At 68.2% G+C, this 23,013-nt stretch carries 21 protein-coding genes; 12 read left to right on the top strand and 9 right to left on the bottom strand.

Translation table 11 applies throughout. The features are described 5' to 3' along the window. Positions 1-11 precede the first annotated feature (11 nt). Complete coding sequence (locus tag EV653_RS11025) at positions 12-527, top strand: DsrE/DsrF/DrsH-like family protein (RefSeq protein WP_134101071.1); 516 nt, start codon at positions 12-14, stop codon at positions 525-527. Between the two features lie 27 nt (positions 528-554). Here EV653_RS11025 and EV653_RS11020 read toward each other — a convergent pair whose 3' ends face one another. The 3 genes from EV653_RS11020 to EV653_RS11010 form a co-directional block, all read right to left on the bottom strand. Further along, positions 555-1,364, bottom strand: a complete 810-nt coding sequence (locus tag EV653_RS11020) for a 2-oxo acid dehydrogenase subunit E2 (RefSeq protein ID WP_134101068.1) — start codon at positions 1,362-1,364, stop codon at positions 555-557. Positions 1,365-1,457: 93 nt separating this feature from the next. Continuing rightward, positions 1,458-2,267 (bottom strand): polyphosphate kinase 2, encoded by an 810-nt coding sequence (gene ppk2 / locus EV653_RS11015; protein WP_134101065.1) that lies wholly within the window; start codon positions 2,265-2,267, stop codon positions 1,458-1,460. Positions 2,268-2,407: 140 nt separating this feature from the next. Then, complete coding sequence (locus EV653_RS11010) at positions 2,408-2,710, bottom strand: 2TM domain-containing protein (protein ID WP_134101062.1); 303 nt, start codon at positions 2,708-2,710, stop codon at positions 2,408-2,410. Positions 2,711-2,852: 142 nt separating this feature from the next. On the opposite strand from EV653_RS11010, the gene EV653_RS11005 reads away from it, so the two are divergent. From EV653_RS11005 to EV653_RS10985, 5 genes are all read left to right on the top strand, one after another. Beyond that, positions 2,853-4,277: a DUF4389 domain-containing protein gene (locus EV653_RS11005; RefSeq protein ID WP_134101059.1), complete on the top strand. Its 1,425-nt coding sequence runs from the start codon at positions 2,853-2,855 to the stop codon at positions 4,275-4,277. Positions 4,278-4,324: 47 nt separating this feature from the next. After that, complete coding sequence (gene gap / locus EV653_RS11000) at positions 4,325-5,332, top strand: type I glyceraldehyde-3-phosphate dehydrogenase (protein WP_134101056.1); 1,008 nt, start codon at positions 4,325-4,327, stop codon at positions 5,330-5,332. An 11-nt stretch (positions 5,333-5,343) separates the two neighbouring features. Further along, positions 5,344-6,309 carry a PEP/pyruvate-binding domain-containing protein gene (locus tag EV653_RS10995; protein ID WP_166679344.1) on the top strand — a complete coding sequence of 322 codons (966 nt, stop codon included), beginning with the start codon at positions 5,344-5,346 and terminating at the stop codon, positions 6,307-6,309. Positions 6,310-6,420: 111 nt separating this feature from the next. Further along, entirely contained in the window at positions 6,421-7,269 is an 849-nt protein-coding gene (locus tag EV653_RS10990; protein ID WP_166679343.1) for a universal stress protein, read from the top strand. Next, entirely contained in the window at positions 7,269-7,931 is a 663-nt protein-coding gene (locus EV653_RS10985; RefSeq protein WP_134101048.1) for a CBS domain-containing protein, read from the top strand. Before EV653_RS10990 ends, EV653_RS10985 begins: the two co-directional genes overlap by 1 nt. A gap of 47 nt (positions 7,932-7,978) precedes the next feature. Here the strand turns inward: EV653_RS10985 and EV653_RS10980 are convergent, their stop codons facing one another. Together EV653_RS10980 and EV653_RS10975 are read right to left on the bottom strand one after the other, a co-directional pair. Beyond that, a complete protein-coding gene (locus EV653_RS10980; RefSeq protein WP_134101046.1) occupies positions 7,979-8,854 on the bottom strand; it encodes a universal stress protein in 876 nt (291 codons plus the stop codon). Between the two features lie 25 nt (positions 8,855-8,879). Continuing rightward, positions 8,880-9,854: an Acg family FMN-binding oxidoreductase gene (locus tag EV653_RS10975; RefSeq protein ID WP_134101043.1), complete on the bottom strand. Its 975-nt coding sequence runs from the start codon at positions 9,852-9,854 to the stop codon at positions 8,880-8,882. Positions 9,855-10,038: 184 nt separating this feature from the next. Here EV653_RS10975 and EV653_RS10970 point away from each other — a divergent pair, with 184 nt between their 5' ends. From EV653_RS10970 to EV653_RS10960, 3 genes are read left to right on the top strand one after another with little or no spacing between them, the layout of a single operon-like run. After that, positions 10,039-10,599 (top strand): hypothetical protein, encoded by a 561-nt coding sequence (locus tag EV653_RS10970; RefSeq protein ID WP_134101040.1) that lies wholly within the window; start codon positions 10,039-10,041, stop codon positions 10,597-10,599. Between the two features lie 5 nt (positions 10,600-10,604). Beyond that, entirely contained in the window at positions 10,605-11,480 is an 876-nt protein-coding gene (locus EV653_RS10965; RefSeq protein WP_166679342.1) for a universal stress protein, read from the top strand. Positions 11,481-11,495: 15 nt separating this feature from the next. After that, positions 11,496-12,422, top strand: coding sequence for a universal stress protein (locus tag EV653_RS10960; protein ID WP_134101034.1), 927 nt, complete (start codon positions 11,496-11,498; stop codon positions 12,420-12,422). Positions 12,423-12,587: 165 nt separating this feature from the next. On the opposite strand, the gene EV653_RS10955 is transcribed toward EV653_RS10960, so the two are convergent. Further along, the gene (locus tag EV653_RS10955) at positions 12,588-13,235 is read right to left on the bottom strand and encodes a pyridoxamine 5'-phosphate oxidase family protein (RefSeq protein ID WP_134101031.1); all 648 of its coding nucleotides are present in this window, start codon (positions 13,233-13,235) and stop codon (positions 12,588-12,590) included. A 202-nt stretch (positions 13,236-13,437) separates the two neighbouring features. On the opposite strand from EV653_RS10955, the gene EV653_RS10950 reads away from it, so the two are divergent. Then, positions 13,438-14,091 carry a response regulator gene (locus tag EV653_RS10950; protein WP_134101028.1) on the top strand — a complete coding sequence of 218 codons (654 nt, stop codon included), beginning with the start codon at positions 13,438-13,440 and terminating at the stop codon, positions 14,089-14,091. Positions 14,092-14,134: 43 nt separating this feature from the next. On the opposite strand, the gene EV653_RS10945 is transcribed toward EV653_RS10950, so the two are convergent. The 3 genes from EV653_RS10945 to EV653_RS10935 all read right to left on the bottom strand — a co-directional run bounded on the left by EV653_RS10945 (position 14,135) and on the right by EV653_RS10935 (position 17,468). Continuing rightward, positions 14,135-15,112 (bottom strand): Acg family FMN-binding oxidoreductase, encoded by a 978-nt coding sequence (locus EV653_RS10945; RefSeq protein WP_166679341.1) that lies wholly within the window; start codon positions 15,110-15,112, stop codon positions 14,135-14,137. A 106-nt stretch (positions 15,113-15,218) separates the two neighbouring features. After that, positions 15,219-16,958: a sensor histidine kinase gene (locus tag EV653_RS10940; RefSeq protein ID WP_202871537.1), complete on the bottom strand. Its 1,740-nt coding sequence runs from the start codon at positions 16,956-16,958 to the stop codon at positions 15,219-15,221. A 60-nt stretch (positions 16,959-17,018) separates the two neighbouring features. After that, entirely contained in the window at positions 17,019-17,468 is a 450-nt protein-coding gene (locus EV653_RS10935; protein ID WP_134101022.1) for a pyridoxamine 5'-phosphate oxidase family protein, read from the bottom strand. Positions 17,469-17,671: 203 nt separating this feature from the next. Here EV653_RS10935 and EV653_RS10930 point away from each other — a divergent pair, with 203 nt between their 5' ends. Further along, positions 17,672-20,068: a phosphoketolase family protein gene (locus tag EV653_RS10930; protein WP_134101019.1), complete on the top strand. Its 2,397-nt coding sequence runs from the start codon at positions 17,672-17,674 to the stop codon at positions 20,066-20,068. Next, positions 20,065-22,776, top strand: coding sequence for a pyruvate, phosphate dikinase (gene ppdK, locus EV653_RS10925; RefSeq protein WP_134101016.1), 2,712 nt, complete (start codon positions 20,065-20,067; stop codon positions 22,774-22,776). Before EV653_RS10930 ends, ppdK begins: the two co-directional genes overlap by 4 nt. Positions 22,777-23,013: the final 237 nt, after the last annotated feature.

The following is a 23,013-nucleotide window of genomic DNA, read 5'->3' as shown; positions in this document are numbered from 1 at the left end:
AAGGCACCGTCATGACCACCACCGACAGCACTCCACTGGTCGTCCCCGACTTCGGCGACGAGGCAACGCAAGGCCGCAAGCTCGCGATCATCTGCTCGAAGGGCAACCTCGACATGGCCTACCCGGCTCTGATCCTGGCCAACGCGGCGCTCGGCGAAGGCGTAGAGACGCATCTGTTCTTCACGTTCTGGGGCTTCGACATGATCACCAAGTCGCGGATGAACGACCTCAAGTTCACGATGCTCGGCAACACCGCCACCCACCTGCCGCAAGGGCTTGGCGGCCTGCCCGGGATGACCGCGATGGCCACCCACCAGATGAAGAAGCAGATCCACGACATCGGCGTCCCCGACATGCCGGAGTTCCTCGAGCAGATCGTCGCCTCCGGCGGCCACCTCTGGGCCTGCCGGATGTCCGCCGACATGATGCACCTGGACGAGTCCGACCTGTACGACGACGTAGAAGCCATCATCAGCGCCGCCGACTTCATCGAAAAAACCGACGGCGCCCAGATCATCTTCATCTGAGCGCCGGCGCGAGGGATGGTCGGGGGCTCATGCCGATCTCCTCGGGGCCGCAAGGGGGATACCGTCGCTAGCGGTCAGGAGCTCGCGGAGGCGGCGTACGAAGCGGGCCGTGGGGGCACCGTCGACGACGTCGTGATCGACGCTTATGGTCAGCTGCAACCAATCACGTTCGACGAGGCGGCCTTGGAAGAGGACCGGGCGGCGTGTGATGCCGCCGATGACGATGCTGAGCGTGTGGAGTTGGAAGGCGATGCCCCAGCCGCCGCCGGCGCCGAACATTCCGACGGCCGTCACGCCGACAGTCCCGGCGAGTGCCCGCTGCCGGTAGGGCAGCCGGTGCAGTGCGCCGAGCAAGCGGGTGCGGGCGAAGCCCGGAAGCATCAGATAGGCGTGTGCCCAGGGAGCCTTGTGGACCGATGGACTGAGCTGCGGATCCGCCTTCACCGCGCGGATTTCCTCAGACAGCTCCGGCACGGTACGGCGGCCGGCATCCCGCAGCACGTGAGTGAACGCAAAGGACGTTCCGTCAAGATCGACCTCAACGGGCAGGCCGATATCGACCTGATCGAAGATCACCTCGCGGCCGCGGAAGTCGCGATACGCCTGCACCGTCGGGTCTGCCGCGACCGCACGAGCAACGCAGCTGGTCACGAAGGCGGTGAACGAGAGATTCTCCCCGGTCGTCTCGAGGTGTCGCTGCAACGCCCCGCGGGCCGACGTCACGTCGACCTCGATCAAGCCATGAATGGCATGCCGGCGGCGTGCAGCTCTACCGGCATCGATCACCAAGCGCCGCGCCCATGGCACGGCGACGACCTTCGAATGCAGCTGACGCACGGTCCACCTCCAGAGCAGATGCTCCGAGCATGAGCCGCCCGCACTGCCTTCCGCACCGGCCGATCGGTCCCCGCGGACCGGGACCTTGGACCCCTAGCGCCGGAGTTCGGCCGCGTGGTCCGGGACCTGGGTCTGCATCTCGCGGGGCGTGCGTTCGTATCCCTTGGTCGGCGGCCGCGGTGGTAGTTCCAGCGGCGGTCGCTGGACCTCGTGGTACGGCACGGTCGACAGCAGGTGGGCGATCATGTTGATCCGCGCGGAGCGTTTGTCCTCGCTCTCGACCACGTACCAGGGTGCTTCGGGGATATCGGTGTGGACGAACATCTCGTCCTTGGCGCGGGAGTAGTCCTCCCAGCGGGTGATCGATTCGAGGTCCATCGGCGAGAGTTTCCAGCGTCGCATCGGGTCTTCGAGGCGGCTGCGGAACCGGTTCTCCTGCTCGCTGTCGCTGACCGAGAACCAGTACTTGCGGAGCAGTACTCCGTCCTCGACCAGCAGCCGCTCGAAGATCGGGCACTGATGCAGGAAGCGCGCGTACTCCTGGTTCGTGCAGAACCCCATCACGCGCTCGACACCGGCGCGGTTGTACCAACTGCGGTCGAACAGCGCGATCTCGCCGGCCGCCGGCAGGTGCTCGACGTACCGCTGGAAATACCACTCGGTCCGCTGCCGCTCGGTCGGCGCGGGGAGGGCGACGATCCGCGCGACGCGGGGATTCAGGAACTCGGTCACCCGTTTGATCGTGCTGCCTTTCCCGGCGGCGTCGCGTCCCTCGAAGATCACCACCACTCTCTCGCCCTCGACGCGGACCCACTCCTGCAGCTTCACCAGCTCCGCCTGCAGCCGCAGCAGTTCCTGGTCGTACAGCTTCCTCGGCAACCGCTTCTTCTTCGCAGCACTCATCCCCGAACCATCTCGCATCTGTCACCCAGATCACAGCAGGTCATGGCCCGGACGGGTCTTTGGGGCGCTACGGCCGTCCATCGGCCCGGCGTTCGCTCGAAGGGGCCGGCCCGCTCCAGGGCCGGCCCAGTCGGTTCTCGTCAGTGTCGGTGTGCGATCCGGTCCATCGTCGCCCGGACCGCGGTCTCACTCGGCTGCGGCCACAGCACGTCCCAGGCATGGAAGACGATCCCGATGCCCCAGGCGAAGATCGGGAACACCGGCCAGAAGAAGCCAGCTCCACTGGCGTACCAGACGATCACCACGAAGGTGTTCACCATGACGAACGCCAGGACGTGACTGGCGAGTTCGCGCCGCTTCCGGAGCTCGGTCAGAGCCTGTGCGCGCAGTTGGTCGTCCGTCGGCGGCGGATCGACCCGGTCGACGAGTCTCTCGTCGTTCATGACTCTCTCCTTCCTCTCACCTTCACCGTCTGCCGGCGCCGGTCGGCCGGACAGGGCATCAAGGCGCGCTGTCAGCAGGACCTTCGGCTCTGCTGAGGTCGCCGGCGGCGGCACAGCCTGGCAGTGACGGAAGGAGAGCGTCATGAGTACGACGACGTATCCGGTCCGGGTGGACGGGGCACTCGACGACCGGCTGAATCGGTGGCTGTGGCTGGTGAAGTGGGTGCTGGTGATTCCGCACCTGTTCGTGCTCGCGGTGCTGTGGATCGCGTTCGTGGCACTGAGCTTCGTGGCTTTCTTCGCGATCCTGTTCACCGGACGGTACCCACGCGGGATCTTCGACTTCAACGTCGGTGTACTGCGTTGGACCTGGCGCGTGCAGTTCTACGCCTACGGCGCGCTCGGCACCGACCGCTACCCGCCGTTCACCCTGCACGATGTGCCGGACTATCCGGCCCATCTGGAAATCGCGTATCCGGAGCACCTGTCGCGCGGACTGGTTCTGGTCAAGTGGTGGTTGCTCGCGATCCCGCACTATCTGGTGGTCGGGTTCTTCCTCGGCGGCGGGACCTGGTTCGCCGTGCAGGCCGACAAGCAGGGCTGGGCCTCGGGCCTGGTCGGTCTGCTCGTCCTGATCGCCGCGGTCGCGCTGCTGTTCACCGGCCGGTATCCGCGGCCGATCTTCGACCTCGTCCTCGGCATGGACCGCTGGGCCTTGCGAGTCGCGGCGTACGCCGGACTGATGGTCGACCAGTACCCGCCGTTCCGCCTGGACCTGGGCGGCGACGATCCGGGCACGACGAGGCTGGACGACCCGTTGCGGCACCCCACGCCCGCCGTACCACCACAGCCGGCACCGCACGAACCCGAGCTGCGGATGTCGGCCGGACGGACCATCGCGCTGGTCACCGGCATCCTCGTGACCCTGGCTTCGGTGGTCGGGCTGGCAATCGGCGGAACACTGGCCTGGCTGGATCAGGGACGCCGTGACACCGCGGGCTTCGTCACTTCGGACACCGTGACTTTGAGCACCGGCGGGTATGCGCTGGCGAGTGAGCGGCTGACGATCAGTGCCGGCTCCGCGACGGTTCCGCACCGGTGGTTCGGTGATGCCCGGGTGCGCGTCGCGCCGGTCGACGGCAGTCCGGTTTTCGTCGGGCTCGCGTCGGCCACGGACGTGCAGAGGTATCTGAGCGGCGTCGAGTACACAACGGTCAAGGCCGTCGGCCCGAGCCACACGACGTACGCCGAGCATGCCGGCAGCGAGCCGTCGACGGCACCGGCCCAGCTGAACATCTGGCGTGTGCAGGCGGCCGTTACAGGCATGCAGACGATCACCTGGCCGCTCGAGAACGGCGACTGGACGCTTGTCGTGATGGCGCCGGACGGCAGTCAGGACGTGAGTGTCCGGGCCGATGTCGGCGCCACCGCACCTGGCCTGCAGGCGCTGTGGATCGGAGTTCTGGCCGGTTCGGGCCTGTTCCTGCTGCTCGGCACGCTGACTGTCGGCCTGGCGGTCGTCCGGCGGCCGAAGGCGGGACCTTCGACTCTGCAGGCGCCTCGGTGACACCGGTCGAATGAAAGAGAACGAAGCAACCGACTGAAGGGTCGATCATGAGCGTACGGGTCGGAATCAACGGGTTCGGGCGGATCGGACGGGACTACCTGCGCTGCGTGCTCGAACGGACGTCCAGCGGCATCGAGGTGGTCGCGATCAACGATGTCGCGGCACCCGCGACACTCGCGCACCTGCTGCGGTACGACTCGACCTACGGGCCCCTGAAAGCAGAAGTCGGGCACACCGACGACACGATCACGGTCGGCGGACGCACCCTTCGGGCGACCGCCGAGCGTGATCCGGCCAAGCTCGACTGGGCCGGTGTCGGCGTCGACATCGTGATCGAGTCGACCGGCAAGTTCCGCACTCGCGAAACCGCCGGGGCGCACCTGATCGCCGGCGCTCGCAAGGTCATCCTGTCGGTGCCCGGCAAGGACGTCGACACCACGGTCGTCCTCGGCGTCAACGAGGACAGCTACGACCCGGCCGCTCACCATGTGATCTCGAACGCCTCGTGTACGACGAACTGCGTCGCGCCGATGGTGTCCGTGCTGCACAGCGCGTTCGGTATCGAGCGCGGACTGATGACGACGATCCACAGCTACACCAACGACCAGGTGCTGCTGGACTCGCCGCACAAGGATCTGCGCCGCGGTCGCTCCGGCGCCACGAACCTCATCCCGACGAGCACCGGCGCGGCCCGGGCGGTCGGCCTCGTGATCCCCGCGATGGCGGGAAAGATCGACGGCGTCGCCGTCCGCGTCCCGGTCGAGGACGGCTCACTCACCGACCTGTCGGTCGAACTGTCCGAAACCGTCACCGTCGACCAGGTCAACCAGGCCTTCGCCGACGCCGCGGCCGGACCACTCAAGGGCATCTTGCGCTACACCACGGATCCGATCGTGTCCCGCGACATCATCGGCGACCCAGCGTCGTGCATCTTCGACGCGCAACTCACGCAGGTCCAGGACCACCTGGTCAAGGTCTTCGGTTGGTACGACAACGAGTGGGGCTACACGAGCCGCCTGGTCGACCTGACCGAACTCGTCGCCAGGTCGTTGTGATGGGAGCAGTCATGAACAGCAAGACGATCGTCCAGCTTCAGGACGGGGTGGACCCGGATCAGGTCGGCGTGAAGAACGCTCGCCTCGGCGTACTGGCCGACGAGGGCGTTCAGGTGCCCGAGGGGTTCGTGGTGACCGCGTCGGCGTACCGCTCCTTCGTCGAGGCGAATCGTCTCGGTCCGGTGATCGCGCAGGAGATGCGCCGGTTCCGGGCCGGCCGGGATCTGGTCGTGGTCGCCGCGGCGATCCGGACGGCCTTCCGGGACGCGTCGCTGCCGGCAACGGTGGCCGACGAGATCCTGCGAGCCTACGCCGCGCTGGGTGGCGAGGGCACAGAGGTTGCCGTCCGGTGCAGCCCGGTCGCACCGCAGGACGACGGTCGCGAAGAGGTGTTCCTGCATCTGCGTTGCGGTGCCGACGTGCTGGCCGCGTGCCGACGCTGCTTCGCGTCGCTGTTCAGTGCCGTTGCCGTTGGCAACCGCGAGGTGATCGGCGCCGACCAGCTGGCGGCGGTGATGCCGGTGACCGTGCAACGGATGGTGCGTTCGGACCTCGGCGGCTCGGGAACGGCGTACGGCGAGAGCACGTTCGTCCGCATCATGGCCGGTTGGGGACTGGGATCGCCACCGGCCACCGACGCCGATCTGTATTCGGTGCACCCCGGTGGCCGGTCGTTGATCGTGAAGCACCGCGGCGCCAAGCGCGCCAAGACCGTGTACGCCGATCCGCGCGGAACCCGCACCGTTCCGGCGACACCGTCGGAGCAGACCGGCCTGGTGCTGACCGACGACGAGATCCGGGAGATCGCCGGCTGGTCGGTCATCGCGGACCGGCTCTTCAAGCATCCGATGGAGCTGGAATGGGCCAAGGACGGTTGCTCCGGCGACCTGTCCGTGGTCGAGGTCCGGCGCCGGGCGATCCCCGCCGTGACCATCGACGCCCCGGACTACTCCGGGGCCTGGGCCCGGGTGACGTGATGTTCGAGATCCGGATCCACGGCAACGCGGGTACGACGAATCGCTGGGCTTCGTCGACGGCTTGAAGAAGATCCTCGTCCAGCACCCGAATCGATGAAAGGGAACAGGTCGATGAGGAAGTACATCCTCGTGGGTGTCGATGACACGTCCGAGAGTCAGCTTGCGTTGCACTGGGCCGTCGATGCGGCCGAGGGGCGCGGGCTGGCGGTCCGGGTGGTCCGCGCCTACCTGAACGAACTCAGCCGGTGGCCGGCGCTGGGCGTGGAAGGGTACGTTCCACCGCCGATGCCGCTGGACAAGTTCCAGCATGAGCTGGACCACGCGGTGCAGTACGCGCGGGACCGGCTCGGGCGCGACGGCGGCTCGGGCTGGCTGGCGAACTCGGATGCGGCGAACGCGATCCTGCTCGAGGCGGGTCAGGCCGAGTTGGTGGTCGTCGGGACCCGGTCGCGGAACAAGGTGTCGGCCGCGGTGATGGGGTCGGTGGCGACGTCGGTCGCCGCGAAGGCGCCCTGCCCGGTCGTCGTCGTGCGCGGTGAACGGCGTACCGGACCGGTGGTTGTGGGCAGCGACGGGTCGACAGAGTCGGCCGAGGCAGTGGAGTTCGCCTTCGAGGAGGCGGCCCGGACCGGTCAGCCGCTTCGGGTCGTGTACTGCTGGCAGCCGCTGGACCAGCACGTGTCGCCGATCGCGAGCACGGAAGAGCTGCTGACGAACTGGCTGGCCGAGAGCCTCGAACCGTACCGGGACAAGTTCCCGACGGTGAGGGTGACCGCTTCGTTGCTCGAGGGCCGAGCGAGCGCTCGGCTGATCGAGCTGTCGGAGGACGCGTCGCTGATGGTGGTCGGCTCTCGCGGCCGCGGTGGTGTCACCGGTCTGCTGCTGGGATCCGTCAGCCAAAGCCTGTTACACCACGCGGACGCACCGGTCGCGGTCGTCCGCCGGCACAAGGAGTCCTGATGAAGCACCTGCTGACAGTTGCCGACGTGATGACGACCGAGGTCGTGACCGTCGCCGCGGATACACCGTTCAAGGCGGTCGCCGCGACGCTGGCGGAGCACCACATCAGCGCGGTCCCGGTCCACGACGGGTACGGCGCTGTGGCCGGAATCGTCTCCGAGACCGACTTGCTGCGCAAGGAGCAGTACCAACGGACCGCGAAGAGCTGGTTCCACTGGAGGGACCGGGTCAAGGCCGAGGCCTTGACCGCAGGCCAGCTGATGACGAGCCCGGCCGTCACCATCGAAGGCAGATGCACCCTCGACGAGGCTGCTCGGCTGATGGCGACTCGCAAGATCACCCGTCTGGTCGTCATGGACGACGACAAGCTCGCCGGCATCGTGACCCGGTCCGACCTGCTCAGCGCCTTCCTTGCCCCGGATCAGGAGATCCTCGCCCGGGTACGTCGTGATGTCGTCGATCGGCACCTGTGGGATGACCACTTCGCGGTCGACGTGAGTGTTCTCGAGGGTGTGGTCACCTTGAAGGGTCAGGTGGAGAAGCGCAGTACGGTCACGTTCGCCGAGGATTTGATCGGCGCGGTCGACGGCGTTGTCGGTGTCCGGAACCAGCTGACCTTCCTCTTCGACGACACTGCTCCTACAGCCGGCCCGTTCTACTAGGAGCCCGCGACGTTGACCACGACAGAACTCCCAGGTCGTACGCGAGGTCAGCGGACGATGGCGACAGGGGAGTGGGCGTGGTGCAGGACGCTTTGGCCGATGGAGCCGAGGAGCAGGCCGGTGAAACCGCCATGGCCGCGGGAGCCTACGACGACCAGGTCGGCCGAGTCGGCCCGGCGGATGAGCGCCTCGGCGGCTGAGCCGCTGACGAGGTCGGTCGTCCACCGCACATCGGGATGATCGGCGGCCGCGCCGGCCAGGGACTCGGCGACGAGCAGGCGGGCCTGTTCCTTCACCTTCTCCTCGTCGAACTGGAGTATCGACACGTCGTCGGTGTAGGTGACGAACGGCGAGGTCCACGCGTGGACGGCGACCACCTGCGCGTGCATCCACTCGGCCTGGTCGAAGGCGAAGTCGATCGCCTTCACGGACGCCTTCGAACCGTCGACACCGACGACCACCGTTCGTCCTTCATCGGTGTGTGGGGGCCGCTCGGTCGGAACGACGATGACCGGGCATTGGGCATGTGTGCTCACCTGTGCCGCGACCGCCCCGACCATCAGCCCGCTCCAGCCGCCCAGACCGCGTGAACCGAGAACAACCAGCCGGGCCTGCTCGGCCTGCTCGACCAACGTCCGGGCAGCCATGCCGCCCTCGAGACACGTTTCGACCGGTAGCCCCGGGTGCTCGAGACGGATCCTCTCAGCGAGGGCGTCGAGGCCCTTCTGGCGGTTCGCGCGCAGAGCTTCGAGCGGTGCGGCTCCGCCGGGTGACGGTCGCGAGACGACGACCAGCTCGAACGCTTCGACGATCCGCAGCGGCGCCAGTTGACGGACGGCTTCCGCGGTCGCCCATCGGACCGCGATATGACTCGACGGCGAGCCGTCGTATCCGACGACTACGGGCGCGGACTGGACAGACATGATCGGTCTCCTCGGTCTGGATGGATCAGAACCACTGGTCGAAGGATTCGCGCCAGTCGCGGCGATGCGTCCGGCCGGCGGGTTGTGCGGGGTAACCGATGCGGATCACCATCTGCGGCCAGGAGTGGTCGCCGATCAGGTCCCGGAGCTGGTACCGCGGTTCGGTGCGCTCGATCACCTGGTTGAGGAACGAGGCGGCAAGGTCGTACGTCGTCGCCACCAGCAGGACCCGCTGGAGGGCGAGGCCGGCTCGCACCCAGGCGGCGGTGTCCTCGTCCGGAGTACAGAGCACGGCGATGGTCGGGTCCGGCTCGTACACGGCCCGGCTGCGCTGAGCGCTGTCGAAGCCGGCGGACAGGTCGCGGACCAACGAGTGGCGAGCCGGGAGCGGACCGAGCGCGTTGGCAGGGATGCCGTCAGCTGGCCGATCCCCGCCGATCCACTGCAGGCGTTCGTGCAGGCGGTCCTCGTCGTGCAGATCGTCGGAGTCGGCCCGCCGCAGCATGGAGCCGAGCTCGGTCACCTCGGCCGGACCGAGCCAATGCAGGTCGGCCCCCTCGGCGTGGGCCGCCTCGTCGAGCTTGTGCAGCACGTTCGGCGGCACGCTGCGGCTCAGCAGGGGACCGCGGTACGTATGCCGTCGACCGACCTCGCCGTACAGGCGGCTGAGGTCGGGCACCGGCGACGTCCGGGCGGCGAGGAAGAGGCGAGCCGCGACCTGAGGGAGCATCGGGTCCGGGTTCGGCACGCCGCGCGACTCGTGACCGAGCATCCCGGCAGCCACCCGGAGGTTGAAGACCGCTGCGCCGATCCCGATGCGGGCCGCACGGCCCACCGGGTCGGCGACGGCGAGCGTGCGTTCCTCGTCGAGGAGTACGTCGATCACCGGGCCCTGGACCTCGAAGCGCCAGGGCTGTGTGTTGTGGATCGACGGCGCCTGCACAGCGGCTGCGAGCAGGATGCCCACCTCGTCGTCGGTGAGAACTGCGGTCGTGTTCATCTGCGGTCCGATCGTCGTCGTCTCGTGCTCTCCAGCCTGGCCCCGGCCGGCGGCGTGGCCCAGCGGCATGAGTCCCGAAGTCGACGGGCCTTTTGGCTGGCGGCGCTCGGGTGACAACGGCCCTGACCGCGGCGGCTCCCAGCAGCCACGATCGAAGTGTCGGAATCAACGAAAGGACGAGATCATGACCACCACGCCGCATCAGAGCCGCCTGCCGGTTCCTGCGATGGAGCCTGACGGCGATCGGCTCCCCGTCATCACGACGGCGGCCGGGCGTGCGATCGCCGTACTGCGGATCGCCTTCGGGCTCGAGTTCCTGTGGGCTTTCGTCGACAAGCTGTTCGGCCTCGGCTACGCGACCCCGTCCGGCAAGGGCTGGATCGACGGTGGCGATCCGACGGCCGGCTTCCTGGGCAAGGGCACCAGTGGCCCGATGAGCAGCTTCTACCACTCGCTGGTCGGTGACTGGTGGGTCACGCCGCTGTTCATGATCGGCCTGGCCGGCATCGGGCTCGCGCTGACGCTCGGCATCGGGATGCGGATCGCGGCTGTCGCCGGGACCTTGCTGTACCTGCTGATGTGGTCGGCGAACCTGCCGCCGGAGAACAACCCGGTCCTGGACGACCACATCCTCGGCGCCATCACGCTGATCGTTCTCGCGCTGGTTGCCGCTGGCAACGTATGGGGTCTGGGCAAGTGGTGGAGCAGCCTAAACTTTGTCCGCAAGTACCCGTGGCTGCGGTGACCGAGATGACTGTGAAGCCGGTCATCCACGTCGGAGTCGACGGCTCCTGGCGGGACACCGGCGCGCTGGAGTGGGCCCTGCAGGAGTGTCTGCTCCGGCGGGAGCCCCTCCACGCGGTGCACGTCATCGAGGAGAAGCTCCGGCGCTCACCGGGCTGGGAGCCGGACGCGGTGGACGACGCGTCGATGGAGCTGGTTGACCAGGTCCAGAAGTACCTGGACGAGAGCGCCGGCCGGCTCGACCACGAAGCCGACCTCAGAGCCGGGGCACCAGCCCGGACGCTGGTCGAGCTCGCCGCCGGCAGCCGGATGCTGGTTGTCGGCCGGCGGGGCATGGGGACGTTCAAACGCCTGCTGATCGGGTCGACCTCGGAAGCGGTCGCGGCGTACGCGTCGGTGCCCGTCGTCATCGTGCCCGACCACTGGAAGCCTGCCGATCACGCCGGACCGGTGCTCGTTGCCCTCGATGACGGCGACGACAACGCCGCCGTCATCGAGTTCGCGATCGCCGCGGCGATCGAGCGCGACCTGCCGGTCCGGCTGGTGCACGTCTGGGACCTGCCGGTCGTCCTCAGCTGGGACGCGATGAACTCGGCCGGGGTGAGCGCCGAATGGTCCGAGAACGCCGAGCGCCACTTCGAGAACGTCGCCGCCGAGTGGCGCGCGAAATACCCGGAGCTGACCATCCGGACCGATGTCCGCCGGGGTCACCCGATCGACGGCATCATCACCGCCGCCGAGCAGGCCGACGCCCAGCTCCTGGTAATCGGCACCCGCCACCACACCAAGGTGGCGTCCTTCCTCCTCGGCTCGGTGACCCGAGGTGTCCTGCACCACGCAACCTGCCCGCTGGCGATCGTTTCGGCAGCCGGAGTGAATTGAAGGAAGGCACGTGAGATGAGTACCTGGAACCGGACCGGACCCGTGGTGGTCGAGGTCGACGGCAGTGCGGAGAACCTGCGAGTGGTGGACTACGCGTCCGCGGAGGCGCTTCGGGCCGGTGCGGAACTCGTACTGGTCGCGCCGTACTCCGCGCACAGTTCGTACACGCCGATGATGCCGGGATACGCCCCGAGGTCTCCGGCCGAGCACGCGGACGACGCGCTGCGGGCAGCTGTCGCGCATGTCCGGCATCGTGACGGCTATGCGACCGAGCTGGCCGCGGTCGCCGGTGAGGGATCGCGGGTGCGGGTACTCGCGCACGCGGCACGGAACGCGCGGATGCTCGTGGTCAGGCGGTCCCGTAGCCGGGGCGCGCAGCGCCTTGTCAACACGCAGGTCAGCCTGACGCTGGCCGGCCGGGCCGGCTGCCCGGTGGTCGTCGTACCGGCAACCTGGAAGCCGTCGCTGCTCGACCGGAAGGTTGCCGTGGGCATCGATGGTACGGCGCTGTGCACGGAAGCACTCGAGTTCGCGTTCGGCGTCGCCGCCGGCCGTGAAGCCGACCTGGTCGTCGTACACGCCGGACTGCCGGCTGAGCACGCCTTCGACGACGGCGATCCGGACCACACCTGGATCAGCCGGGCGGATCACATGCTCTCGGAGACACTCGCGCGGTGGACGAGCCGGTTCCCGGCCGTCAAGGTGACGCGGTTCCTGAGCAGTCGCCAGCCGGCCGCCGCGCTCGTGCGCGAGAGCGCCGACGTGGGGCTGGTCGTGGTAGGGGCGCATGCGGGCCCGTTGCCGATCGACCCGGTGGCGCGCCGTTCGGTCGCGGCGATGACGTGCCCGGTTGCCGTCGTGCCGCATCACCCGGCCACGGCCGAGCGTGGGCACGAGCTGCACAGCTCCCGGCACAGCGACGCCGTCGTGCCGACGTACTGATCCGATCGGAGCCGTGAGGAGCAGCAATGATGCATTCGATCGGTTCCGGCACGGCCTGGATGGTCGGCGCGGGGATGCCTGCGCGAGCATGAGCTGGATCGCTGACAAAGCACGAAAAGGGCCTCGCCGTCCGGCGACGGTGCGACCCCTTTCGTGTTCTCGTGCTCACCCGGACCGGATGCGTCGGCCGGTGATGCGGTGGGGCTCGACGACCATGCAGGTCTCGCGGGTGCCGCCGGCCCACGGCTCCACCCGGCCGCGGGCGAGCTGGCTCTCCTCGGGCGTGGCCGGACGGACGATCCCGTTCACCAGGACGCTCCAGCCCTCTCGCATTCCTTCGTCGAGGTCGTCCAGCTCGAACGCGACCGGGGCCAGGTCGTACTGCGCGACCGCGCTGTCGGCCGCGGTCCGGAAGATGATCAGTCCGTTGAGGTGGCAGTAGTTGACCGGGATCACCACCAGCTCGTCGGCTCGGTTGTACGCGATCCGGCCGACGTCACGGGCGTCGATCAGCGTGATGCATTCCTCGCGGCGCATCGGATCGAGGACCGGCGCGATCGGCGCGCGGTGAGGAGTCCGGGGACGGCGCGGCGAGGTGAGATCGTCGACGTCGGTGTCGAGAGCGCGGGCCAGGCGGACGAGTCCGCCGCCGGTCAGCGCGAACGGGCCGGTCTCGATCTGCTCGATGCGTTCGATGCTCGAGCCGGTGCGTTCGGCAACTTCCGCGGTACTCAGGCCGAGCGCCAGCCGGCGCCGCCGGATCCGGAGGCCGAGGTCGCTCGGCGTTGGTGTGGTCTGTGACCTGCTGTCCATCGCAGTCCCTTTCGCATCGATGTGCCATCTTCAGACAATCAATTCCGGGCCCGGGCGGGCAGGGGCCGATGTCCTGAGCGACCAGGGCCGCTCGGCCCGTTCCCGCCGAAGGTCCCGGTGGGCCCGGGACCGTTGACCCTGGCCCTCGGCTGACCGCGGGAGCGATCCTTCGGAGGAGTGTCCGGAATCCGAAGGAGTCGGTATGGCGATCAAGGTGTTTCTGCTCGACGACCACGAGGTGGTCCGGCTGGGACTGCACCAGCTGCTCGACGCGGAGCCTGACATCGAGGTCGTCGGTGACGCTGGGACCGCCGCGGAGGCGATCGCGCGGATCCCCGCCGTACGTCCCGATGTCGCCGTGCTGGACGTCCGCCTGCCCGACGGCGACGGGATCACCGTCTGCCGTGAGGTCCGGTCGCTGATGGACGAGCCGCCGGCCTGCCTGATGCTGACGTCGTACTCGGACGACCAGGCGCTGTTCACCGCGATCATGGCCGGAGCCTCGGGGTATCTGCTGAAGCAGGTCCACGGCCAGACCCTGATCGACGCGGTCCGGAGCCTGGCTGCCGGCGAGTCGCTGCTCGACCCTGCGATGACGGCGAAGGTCCTTGACCGGCTCCGCCATCCGGCCGAGGCCGAGGACCCGAGGTATGCCTCGCTGACCGACCAGGAACGACGCATCCTGGCCGAGATCGCCGAGGGGAAGACGAACCGGCAGATCGCCCAGTCGCTCTATCTCGCCGAGAAGACGGTCAAGAACTACGTGTCGTCGCTGCTGCGCAAACTCAACCTCGAACGTCGTACCGAGGCTGCCGTCTTCGCTATCGAACACTCCAAGAAGAACCAGCAGCCGTAGCGCACGACTGTTGGTCGGCCCGGCAACATCGCCGAAGAGGTGGTCATGATTGCTCGTCGGTGGGAGCGAAGTCGGCGACCGGGCGACGGGCTGTGTGCGGGCCCGGCCGGCTGTGAGCGAAACGGATGATCATGTGGGCGTGCCCGGGCTGCCCGGTGAGGCTCTGCACCTTGCGGCGCAGGTCCTCGAACTCGAGCGGCTGGTTCAGGAACGACGCACTGACGCCGGCCCGGGTCGCGGTCAGCAGGACTCGTTCGAGTGCGGCCCCGGCGGCGACCTGATCCGCGGGCTCGTCGTAGGCGGTCGACAGGACCGCGAGATCCGGATCGGCCTCGAAGGCCGACTGCTCGCGCATCCGGTCCAGAGGCTGAGTGGCAAGGTCGCGGACGGTGGACGGATAGCTGGTCGATCGCGGCCCGAGCGCCGAACTCGGTACGCCGTCGGTCGTCCGCGCGCCGCCGACCCAATGGGCCCGTTCGGCGCGGCGATGCCAGTCGCTGATCTCGCGCAGGTCGGTATCCAGCACCAGATCGAGCACGGTGTGGATCTCGGCCGCGCCGAGCCAGCTCAGTTCGGCACCTTCGACGTACGCCGCGTGCAGCAGAGCGATCCGGACGTTCTCCGCCAACGGCGTGGAATCGGTCGGACGACGGTCCGTGCGGCGGTGGGGGATCTCCTCGGCGAGCACACTCAACGCCTCGTCCGTCGTGCTGCTCGGTTCGATGACGATGCGGGCCAGGAGGTCGGGCTCTTCGGCGTACGGTGCGAGTCCGTACCAGGTGCCATAGCCCAGGGCGGCGGCCGCGCAGCGCAGGTTGAAGGCCGCGGCGCCGGCGCCGATCCTCATGGCCCGGCCGGTTGGGTCTTCGGCGGGCAGAGTGCGTGAGTCGTCAAGGAAGAGGTCGATCACGTGCCCGCTGACCTCGAACCGCCAGGGCTGGGTGTTGTGCATGCTGGGTGCGGCGACGGCCGCCTCGAGCAAAGCGTTGACATGTTCTGCCGGCAACTGCTGGTCAGCCACTGGAGGCTCCTCCCACTGGTGCTCTCCTTCAGCCTCGCCGTCAGAGGAGCGCGGCGCTGCAGGCAAGAGTCCCGAGTCGGAAGGTCTTTCGGCTGCCGGTCGCCGATCAGTCGCCGGTCGGCGCGGTCAGCTCGACCACCGTGCCATGCGGCTCGTTGTCGCTGATCTGCACGCTGCCGCCGAGTGATTGAGCGCGCTCGGTGAGGTTGCGCAGGCCACTGCTGCGGCTGCCCGAGCCGATGCCGACACCGTCGTCGGAGATCCGGGCGATCACTTGGCCGGCGCCGACCGTGACCTCGACGGTCACGTGCGAGGCCTGCGCGTGCCGCACGACGTTGGACAGCGATTCGCGGATCGTGGCGAGGATCTGTGGCCGGACGGGGGTAGGTACGACGGTGTCGATCGGGCCGGTGCAGATCAGTTGGGGCCTGAATCCGAGCGGTTCGGCGTATTCGGAGACCAGTGTCTGGATGTCGCCGCGCAATGAGCTGGCATCCGGTGCTTGCTGGAGTTCGAAGATCGCGGCGCGAAGATCATGGATCGTCATGTCGATGTCGTCGACGGCGCGGCTGAGTCGCTCTCGGTGTTCCGGTCGCACGAGCCGTTGCATGCCCTGGAGCTGTAGCCCGGTGGCGAAGAGTCGCTGGATGACGAGATCGTGCAGGTCGCGGGCGATCCGGTCGCGGTCCTCGAGCACCGCCAGCATGTCCCGGTCGTGTTGTGCCTGGGCGCGTTCCAGCGCCAGGGTGGCCTGACCGGCGAACATCCGGACCAGGTCGGCACTCTCCGAAACCCGGGTGGCTGATCCTTGTTCGGCGGCTACCACGAGCAGGCCTCCGGTACCGGAGCTGCCGGCCGGCAGGGGCGCCATCGTCGTCCGGCCGAGATTCGCACCTTCGGGGAAGTCGGACACCCCGGCGTCCTTCAGCAGTTGTGCCAGGTCTTCGATCACGACCTGCTCGTCCCTGGTCGTCGCCAGGCCGAGCACGGGAAGGTCGGCAGGGATGTGACGGCCCAGGAATCGGTGGAACTCGGGCGGTCCGTCGACGGCGCGCACAACCAGCTCGTCGCCGTCCGCAAGCAGTACGGCTGCCACCTGCGCCCTGGAGAGTTCCCGGGATCGCTGGGCGATGAGTTGGAGCGCCTGCTCGGCGTCGAACTCGCCGAGCATCAGCTGGGTGATCTCCGCGGTGACCTCATGGCCACGCCGACGCTGCTCGGTATCGGCGTACAAGCGGGCGTTGTCGATCACGACGCCCGCGGCGGCAGCGAGAGCGGTGACCGTGCGTTCGTCGTCCTCGGTGAAGTCTGCGCCGCCGGTCTTCTCGGTCAGGTAAAGGTTGCCGAAGGCGTGTTCACGGGTCTGGATCGGGACGCCGAGGAAGCTCTTCATCGGCGGGTGGTTGCTCGGGAAGCCGTAGGATCGCGGGTGTTCGGCGAGGTCGTGCAGGCGGATCGGTTCGGGGTGTTCGATCAGGAGTCCGAGGATGCCGTGGCCTTCTGGGTACGGGCCGATGGCGGCGATCTCCTTGTCGGTCACGCCGTGGGTGATGAAGCGGACGAGCCGTTTGCCGTCGGGGCCGACGACGCCGAGTGCGCCGTACCGGGCTCCGGCGAGTTCGCAGGCGGCGGTGACGATGCGGTCCAGGGTGCTGTTCAGGTCGAGGTCCGCGCCGATGCCGACGACCGCGTCGAGCAACGCCCGCAGGCGTTCCTGATAGTCCATGATCTCGTCGACGCGACCGAGCAGTTCCTGCAGCAGGGCATCGAGGCGCACGCGGGACAGACCGGCGTACTCCAGCGCCCCCTCGTCCCATTTCCCGCGCCCCTGTGGGCCTTCAGCCACCCACTCACCATACGCACAGTCACGGTGTCTGTGAACCGGCGTGCCGGTGAGCAGTATGGCCTACGCGCCCGAACGTGGACGCTGTGCCCACGGAACCAGACGCCGCCCGTGGACGGACTCGATCCCCAGGCGGACCAGCGCCGGGTCGTCCATCGGCAGCCATGAATGCAGTGGCAGCCTGCGGCGCAGCGCGGCGGTCTCGTCGTCGGTGACCATCGACAGGTGTCCGACGGCTGTGACGGTCCAGCCGGTGTGGCGCTCCGGGTCGACGTCGTCCGCCTCGAAGCCGACCACGTCGCCACGTTCGGCCGCCCGGAGCTTGTCACCTGGCCCGGTGTTGAACACGATCGTGTCGTCGTCGACCTGGAAGTTGACCAGGCGGATCGCGGGGAGGCCGCCGTACGTGTAGACGAGTCGCCCGAGCGGAACCGACTGGAGCAGGCGGAGACAATCCGCATTGCTGAGCACCTCCAGCCGGGAGTGATCGGATCTCGGTCGCTGCGCAGTCATGGGGCCTCCTCGGGTGAACAAACCCACGATGTTCTGCCACGCCTTGTCGCAGTAGGGCCGAAAGTCCTCGGTGCACAGGCGTTCGTGCAGAGCAATGGGACCTCTGGCGAACGCGGCCGGGACGTCGGTCCCTAGTTGCCGGTCATGCCCGGGCGCGACAGTGAAGGCAATCCACTCAGCGATCGCTCGGAGGACGTCGAAGCATGTACGAGATCCTGGAGAAGCCGCTCAGCGCCGACGAGGTGGACGCGCTCGACGCGTACTGGCGTGCCGCGAACTACCTGTCGGTCGGACAGATCTACCTGATGCGCAATCCACTGCTCCACCAGCCGCTGCGGCCGGAGGACGTGAAGCCACGCCTCCTGGGCCATTGGGGAACCACTCCGGGGCTGAACATCCTCTACGCGCACTTGAACCGGGTCATCCGGCAGCGCGACCTGAACATGATGTACGTGATCGGCCCCGGCCATGGTGGTCCGGCGATCGCCGCCAACACCTGGTTGGAGGGCAGCTACAGCGAGACCTACCCCGACGTACCGCAAGATGCGTCCGGGATGGAGCGGCTCTTCCGGCAGTTCTCGTTCCCGGGTGGGATCCCGAGCCACGTGGCGCCGGAGCTGCCGGGCTCGATCCACGAGGGCGGTGAGCTGGGCTACTCGCTCAGCCACGCGTACGGCGCGGTGCTCGACAACCCGGATCTCGTCGTCGCCTGTGTGATCGGTGACGGCGAGGCCGAGACCGGTCCGCTGGCCGCGTCGTGGCACTCGAACAAGTTCCTCGACCCGCGGACCGACGGCGCGGTACTGCCGATCCTGCACCTCAACGGCTACAAGATCGCGAATCCGGCGATCCTGGCCCGGATCGGCGACGACGAGCTGACCAGCCTGCTGGAGGGCTACGGCTATCGGCCGTACCTCGTCGACGGCGACGAGCCCGAGCACGTGCACCAGCAGCTCGCGGCGACGCTCGAGCAGGTGCTCGACGAGATCGCCGCCATCCAGTCCGAGGCCCGGGCGGTGAGCGGTACGCCGCGGCGGCCGTGGCCGATGATCGTCCTGCGTACGCCGAAGGGCTGGACCGGGCCGCACGAGGTCGACGGCGTGCAGGTCGAAGGCACCTGGCGGGCGCATCAAGTGCCTGTGAGCGACGTGCGGGGTAACCCGGACCATCGCCGGCTACTGGAGCAGTGGCTGCAGAGCTATCGCCCCGAGGAACTCTTCGACGAGGCGGGCTCACCGATCGACCTCCTTCTCGACCAGGTGCCCTCGGGCGATCGCCGGATGGGCTCGAACCCGCACAGCAACGGCGGGCCGGCTTCGCGAGACCTGAAGCTGCCGGACCTCGCGTCGTACGCCGTACCTGTGCCAGTCCCCGGGGCGACCGACCACGAACCGACGCGGGTTCTGGGTGACTATCTGCGTGACGTGATGAGTGCCAACGCGACCGAACGCAACTTTCGCGTCTTCGGCCCGGACGAGACGGCGTCGAATCGCCTGGATGCGCTGTATCAGGTCACCGACAAGGCCTGGAACGCCGAGGTGTTGCCGACCGACGAGCACCTGGCCGTGGACGGCAGAGTGATGGAGATCCTCAGCGAGCACACCTGCCAGGGTTGGCTCGAGGGATACCTGCTGACCGGGCGGCACGGCTGGTTCTCCTGCTACGAGGCCTTCGTGCACCTGGTCGACTCGATGGTCAACCAGCACGCCAAGTGGCTCAAGGTCACGCGCGGGCTGCGGTGGCGCCGATCGATCCCATCGCTCAACTACCTGCTGACCTCGCATGTGTGGCGGCAGGACCACAACGGCTTCTCGCACCAGGATCCTGGCTTCATCGACCATGTGGTGAACAAGAAGGCCGAGGTTGTCCGGGTGTATCTGCCGCCGGACACCAACACGCTGCTCGCCACCGCCGACCACTGCCTGCGCAGCAGGCACTACATCAATGTCGTTGTCGCGGGCAAGCAACCGCAGGCCGACTGGCTCGCTCCGGAAGCAGCCGCACTGCATTGCGCGCGCGGCATCGGGGTATGGGACTTCGCCACCAACGACCAGGGCGACCCGGACGTGGTGCTCGCCTGTGCCGGCGACGTACCGACCCAGGAGACGCTGGCGGCGGTGAGCCTGCTGCGCGAACACCTGCCAGACCTGCGGATCCGTGTGATCAACGTCGTCGACCTGATGCGCCTGCAGCCCGCCACCGAGCACCCGCACGGCCTCACCGACGCCGAGTTCGACGCGCTCTTCACCACCGACAAACCGGTCGTGTTCGCGTACCACGGCTATCCGTGGCTGATCCATCGACTGACTTACCGGCGGCACAACCACGACAACCTGCACGTCCGCGGTTACAAGGAGGAAGGCACCACGACGACGCCGTTCGACATGGTCGTCCGCAACGACCTCGACCGCTATCACCTCGCGATCGACGTGATCGACCGCGTCCCGCATCTCGGCCGGCGCGCCGTACAGGTCCGGCAATGGCTGACCGATCAGCGCGCGCGCCACCACGCCCACATCATCGAGTACGGCGAGGACCTTCCCGAGGTACGCAACTGGCGCTGGACATCCGGCCCGAGCACCGAAGAGGCACGCACATGAGCACCTTGCCGACCGATCGCCACGTCTTCGACTTCGCCGAGGGGAGCATGGCCGAGAAGGATCTGCTCGGCGGCAAGGGCGCCAATCTCGCGGAGATGACCCGGATGGGGCTCCCGGTGCCGCCGGGGTTCACGATCGCGACCACCGCATGCCGTGAGTACCTGGACAACGGCGACCTGCCGGCCGGAGTGGCCGAGGAGATCACTGCGCACCTCGGCCGGCTGGAGCGGACGATGGGCCGCGGCCTCGGTGACCCGGCTGATCCGTTGCTGATCTCGGTGCGTTCGGGTGCGAAGTTCTCGATGCCCGGGATGATGGAGACGATCCTCGACATCGGGCTCACGGACGAATCGGTGCATGGTCTGGCCAAGCATTCGGGCGACGAGCACTTCGCCTGGGACTCGTACCGGCGGCTGTTGCAGATGTACGCGCGGACGGTCCTCGACGTACCGGAGGAGCTGCTGGAGGCGGCCGTGTCCACGGAGTATGCCGAGTGGGATGTCGCGACTCCTGAAGAGCTTCCTGCCGGCGCGATCGAACGGGCGTGCTCGGCGCTCAAGCAGGTGATCGCCGAGCAAGCCGGCCGTCCCTTCCCGCAGGATCCGGCCGAGCAGCTCGACCTCGCGGTGCGGGCCGTCTTCCGCTCGTGGTCCACGCCTCGGGCGCAGTTGTACCGTCACCAGGAGCAGATCCCGGACGACCTCGGCACGGCGGTCAATGTGATGGCAATGGTCTTCGGCAACCGCGGACCGGACAGCGGAACCGGCGTCGCGTTCACGCGCGATCCCGCATCGGGTGCGCACGGCGTCTATGGGGACTACCTCCAGGACGCCCAGGGCGAGGACGTCGTCGCCGGCGTCCGCAACACCGTGCCGCTGGCCAAGTTGGCCGACCTCGATCCGGTGAGTCACGCCGGTCTGCTGACCGTGATGTCCACGCTCGAACAGCACTATCGCGACCTGTGCGACATCGAGTTCACGATCGAGCGTGGACGGCTGTGGATCCTGCAGACACGAGTCGGCAAGCGAACGGCTGCCGCCGCGTTCCGGATCGCCGTGCAGCTGGTAGACGAGGGACTCATCACCCTCGACGAGGCCTTGTTGCGCGTCACGGGCGCCCAGCTCGGACAGCTGATGTTTCCACGGTTCGACGGGCAGCACGACGTACCTGAGCTGGCCCGCGGTGTCGCAGCCTCACCGGGTGCGGCGGTAGGAGTCGCAGCCTTCGACTCGGTCGCGGCGCGTCGATACGCCGCCGAGGGCTGGAAGGTCGTGCTGGTCCGTCGGGAGACCAACCCCGACGATCTGCCCGGAATGCTTGCAGCCGTCGGGATCCTCACCACGCGTGGCGGTAAGACCTCCCATGCCGCGGTCGTCGCGCGCGGTCTCGGCAAGACGTGTGTCTGTGGTGTCGAGAGCCTGGCAGTCGACCCGGTCGCGCGCCGTGCGGTGACGGACGAGGGGGCCGTCATCGAGGAGGGCGACATGCTTTCGCTCGATGGGACCGCAGGTGTCGTCTACCGCGGCGAGGTTCCGGTGGTCGCATCACCAGTGGTGGAGTACTTCGAAGGTCGCCTGGACCTCTCCGCGGCAGATGATCTTGTTCGGGCGGTCGACAGGCTGTTGCGTCACGCCGATGGCCGGCGCCGGCTCGGTGTCCATGCGAACGCCGACACTCCGGCCGACGCCGAGCGTGCGCGACGGTTCGGTGCAGGCGGAGTCGGGCTGTGCAGGACGGAACACATGTTCCTCGGCGAGCGCCGCAAGCTCGTCGAGCGGTTGGTGCTGGCCGAAGGCGCGTCCGAGCAGGAGGCTGTGCTCGAGGAATTGCTGGTGCTCCAGCGTGATGACTTCGCCGGGATCTTCCGCGCGATGGACGGTCTGCCGGTGACGGTGCGATTGATCGACCCGCCGCTGCACGAGTTCCTGCCCGACCTCACGGAGCTGTCGGTGCGGGTGGCGGTCGGCCAGGCCACCGGCTCTCCCGATGCCGACGCGGAGAGCCTGCTGCCGGCGGTCCAGCGGATCCACGAGAGCAACCCGATGCTGGGGCTCCGCGGTGTCCGGCTGGGGATCCTTATTCCCGGGCTGTTCGCCATGCAGACGCGCGCCATCGCCGAGGCCGCCGCCATTGTGACGGCGGAGGGCTGGACGGTACGCCCGGAGATCATGGTTCCGTTGGTGGCGGGCGACGTCGAGTTGCGTCTTGTCCGGCAGGAGATCGAACGGGTCCTGGCCGAGGTGGCTGATCGGACCGGGGCCCACGTACCGATCCGGATCGGGGTGATGATCGAAGTACCGCGAGCGGCGTTGGGAGCGGAGCGGATCGCCCGGTCCGCGGACTTCTTCTCGTTCGGCACCAACGACCTCACCCAGTTGACCTGGGCGTTCAGCCGCGACGACGTGGAGGCGTCGATCTTCCCGCGCTACCTCGACGCGGGCATCTTCGCAGTCTCGCCGTTCGAGTCCCTGGACGTCGAAGGCGTCGGCCGGCTCGTCCGGATCGCCGTCGCCGAGGGACGCAGCGGCAACCCCGACCTCGTGATCGGCGTCTGCGGTGAACACGGCGGCGACCCCGCCTCGATCGCCTTCTTCGCCGCGGCCGGCCTCGACTACGTCTCGTGCTCCCCGTTCCGCATCCCGATAGCCCGCCTCGAAGCCGGCCGCGCCTCCGTCGGCGCCACGGCTTCCGAGAGCGACACTCGCTGAACCGAGGTCAGACAGCACGCTGACCAGGCACCAAGGCCTGGAACAACTGGCAGCCCGATGATGACGCGCGCCGCACGTGGGTTCAGAGCCTGCTGGCTGGCACCGCTGCGCCGAGCCAGGGCCACCGGTCACGGGCCCTGCGCTGTCGGTCTCCCGGGGCCGGCGTGGAATTCGGGTACTGGTCCTGACCAGAACGGGACGTTTGGCCCTGGGAGGTGGTCGCAACCGGTCGCACGC

Origin of the sequence: Kribbella pratensis (assembly GCF_004365355.1) — a bacterium.
In the GTDB taxonomy this organism is placed as follows: Bacteria; Actinomycetota; Actinomycetes; order Propionibacteriales; family Kribbellaceae; genus Kribbella.
This window is presented reverse-complemented; position numbering and strand designations above follow the sequence as displayed.

Excerpts from the sequence above, each read along its gene's own strand:
- EV653_RS11025 (WP_134101071.1), top strand. The coding sequence starts at position 12 with ATGACCACCACCGACAGCACTCCACTGGTCGTCCCCGACTTCGGCGAC.
- ppk2 (WP_134101065.1), bottom strand. The coding sequence starts at position 2,267 with ATGAGTGCTGCGAAGAAGAAGCGGTTGCCGAGGAAGCTGTACGACCAG.
- EV653_RS11010 (WP_134101062.1), bottom strand. The coding sequence starts at position 2,710 with ATGAACGACGAGAGACTCGTCGACCGGGTCGATCCGCCGCCGACGGAC.
- EV653_RS11005 (WP_134101059.1), top strand. The coding sequence starts at position 2,853 with ATGAGTACGACGACGTATCCGGTCCGGGTGGACGGGGCACTCGACGAC.
- gap (WP_134101056.1), top strand. The coding sequence starts at position 4,325 with ATGAGCGTACGGGTCGGAATCAACGGGTTCGGGCGGATCGGACGGGAC.
- EV653_RS10995 (WP_166679344.1), top strand. The coding sequence starts at position 5,344 with ATGAACAGCAAGACGATCGTCCAGCTTCAGGACGGGGTGGACCCGGAT.
- EV653_RS10990 (WP_166679343.1), top strand. The coding sequence starts at position 6,421 with ATGAGGAAGTACATCCTCGTGGGTGTCGATGACACGTCCGAGAGTCAG.
- EV653_RS10985 (WP_134101048.1), top strand. The coding sequence starts at position 7,269 with ATGAAGCACCTGCTGACAGTTGCCGACGTGATGACGACCGAGGTCGTG.
- EV653_RS10980 (WP_134101046.1), bottom strand. The coding sequence starts at position 8,854 with ATGTCTGTCCAGTCCGCGCCCGTAGTCGTCGGATACGACGGCTCGCCG.
- EV653_RS10975 (WP_134101043.1), bottom strand. The coding sequence starts at position 9,854 with ATGAACACGACCGCAGTTCTCACCGACGACGAGGTGGGCATCCTGCTC.
- EV653_RS10970 (WP_134101040.1), top strand. The coding sequence starts at position 10,039 with ATGACCACCACGCCGCATCAGAGCCGCCTGCCGGTTCCTGCGATGGAG.
- EV653_RS10965 (WP_166679342.1), top strand. The coding sequence starts at position 10,605 with ATGACTGTGAAGCCGGTCATCCACGTCGGAGTCGACGGCTCCTGGCGG.
- EV653_RS10960 (WP_134101034.1), top strand. The coding sequence starts at position 11,496 with ATGAGTACCTGGAACCGGACCGGACCCGTGGTGGTCGAGGTCGACGGC.
- EV653_RS10955 (WP_134101031.1), bottom strand. The coding sequence starts at position 13,235 with ATGGACAGCAGGTCACAGACCACACCAACGCCGAGCGACCTCGGCCTC.
- EV653_RS10950 (WP_134101028.1), top strand. The coding sequence starts at position 13,438 with ATGGCGATCAAGGTGTTTCTGCTCGACGACCACGAGGTGGTCCGGCTG.
- EV653_RS10935 (WP_134101022.1), bottom strand. The coding sequence starts at position 17,468 with ATGACTGCGCAGCGACCGAGATCCGATCACTCCCGGCTGGAGGTGCTC.
- EV653_RS10930 (WP_134101019.1), top strand. The coding sequence starts at position 17,672 with ATGTACGAGATCCTGGAGAAGCCGCTCAGCGCCGACGAGGTGGACGCG.
- ppdK (WP_134101016.1), top strand. The coding sequence starts at position 20,065 with ATGAGCACCTTGCCGACCGATCGCCACGTCTTCGACTTCGCCGAGGGG.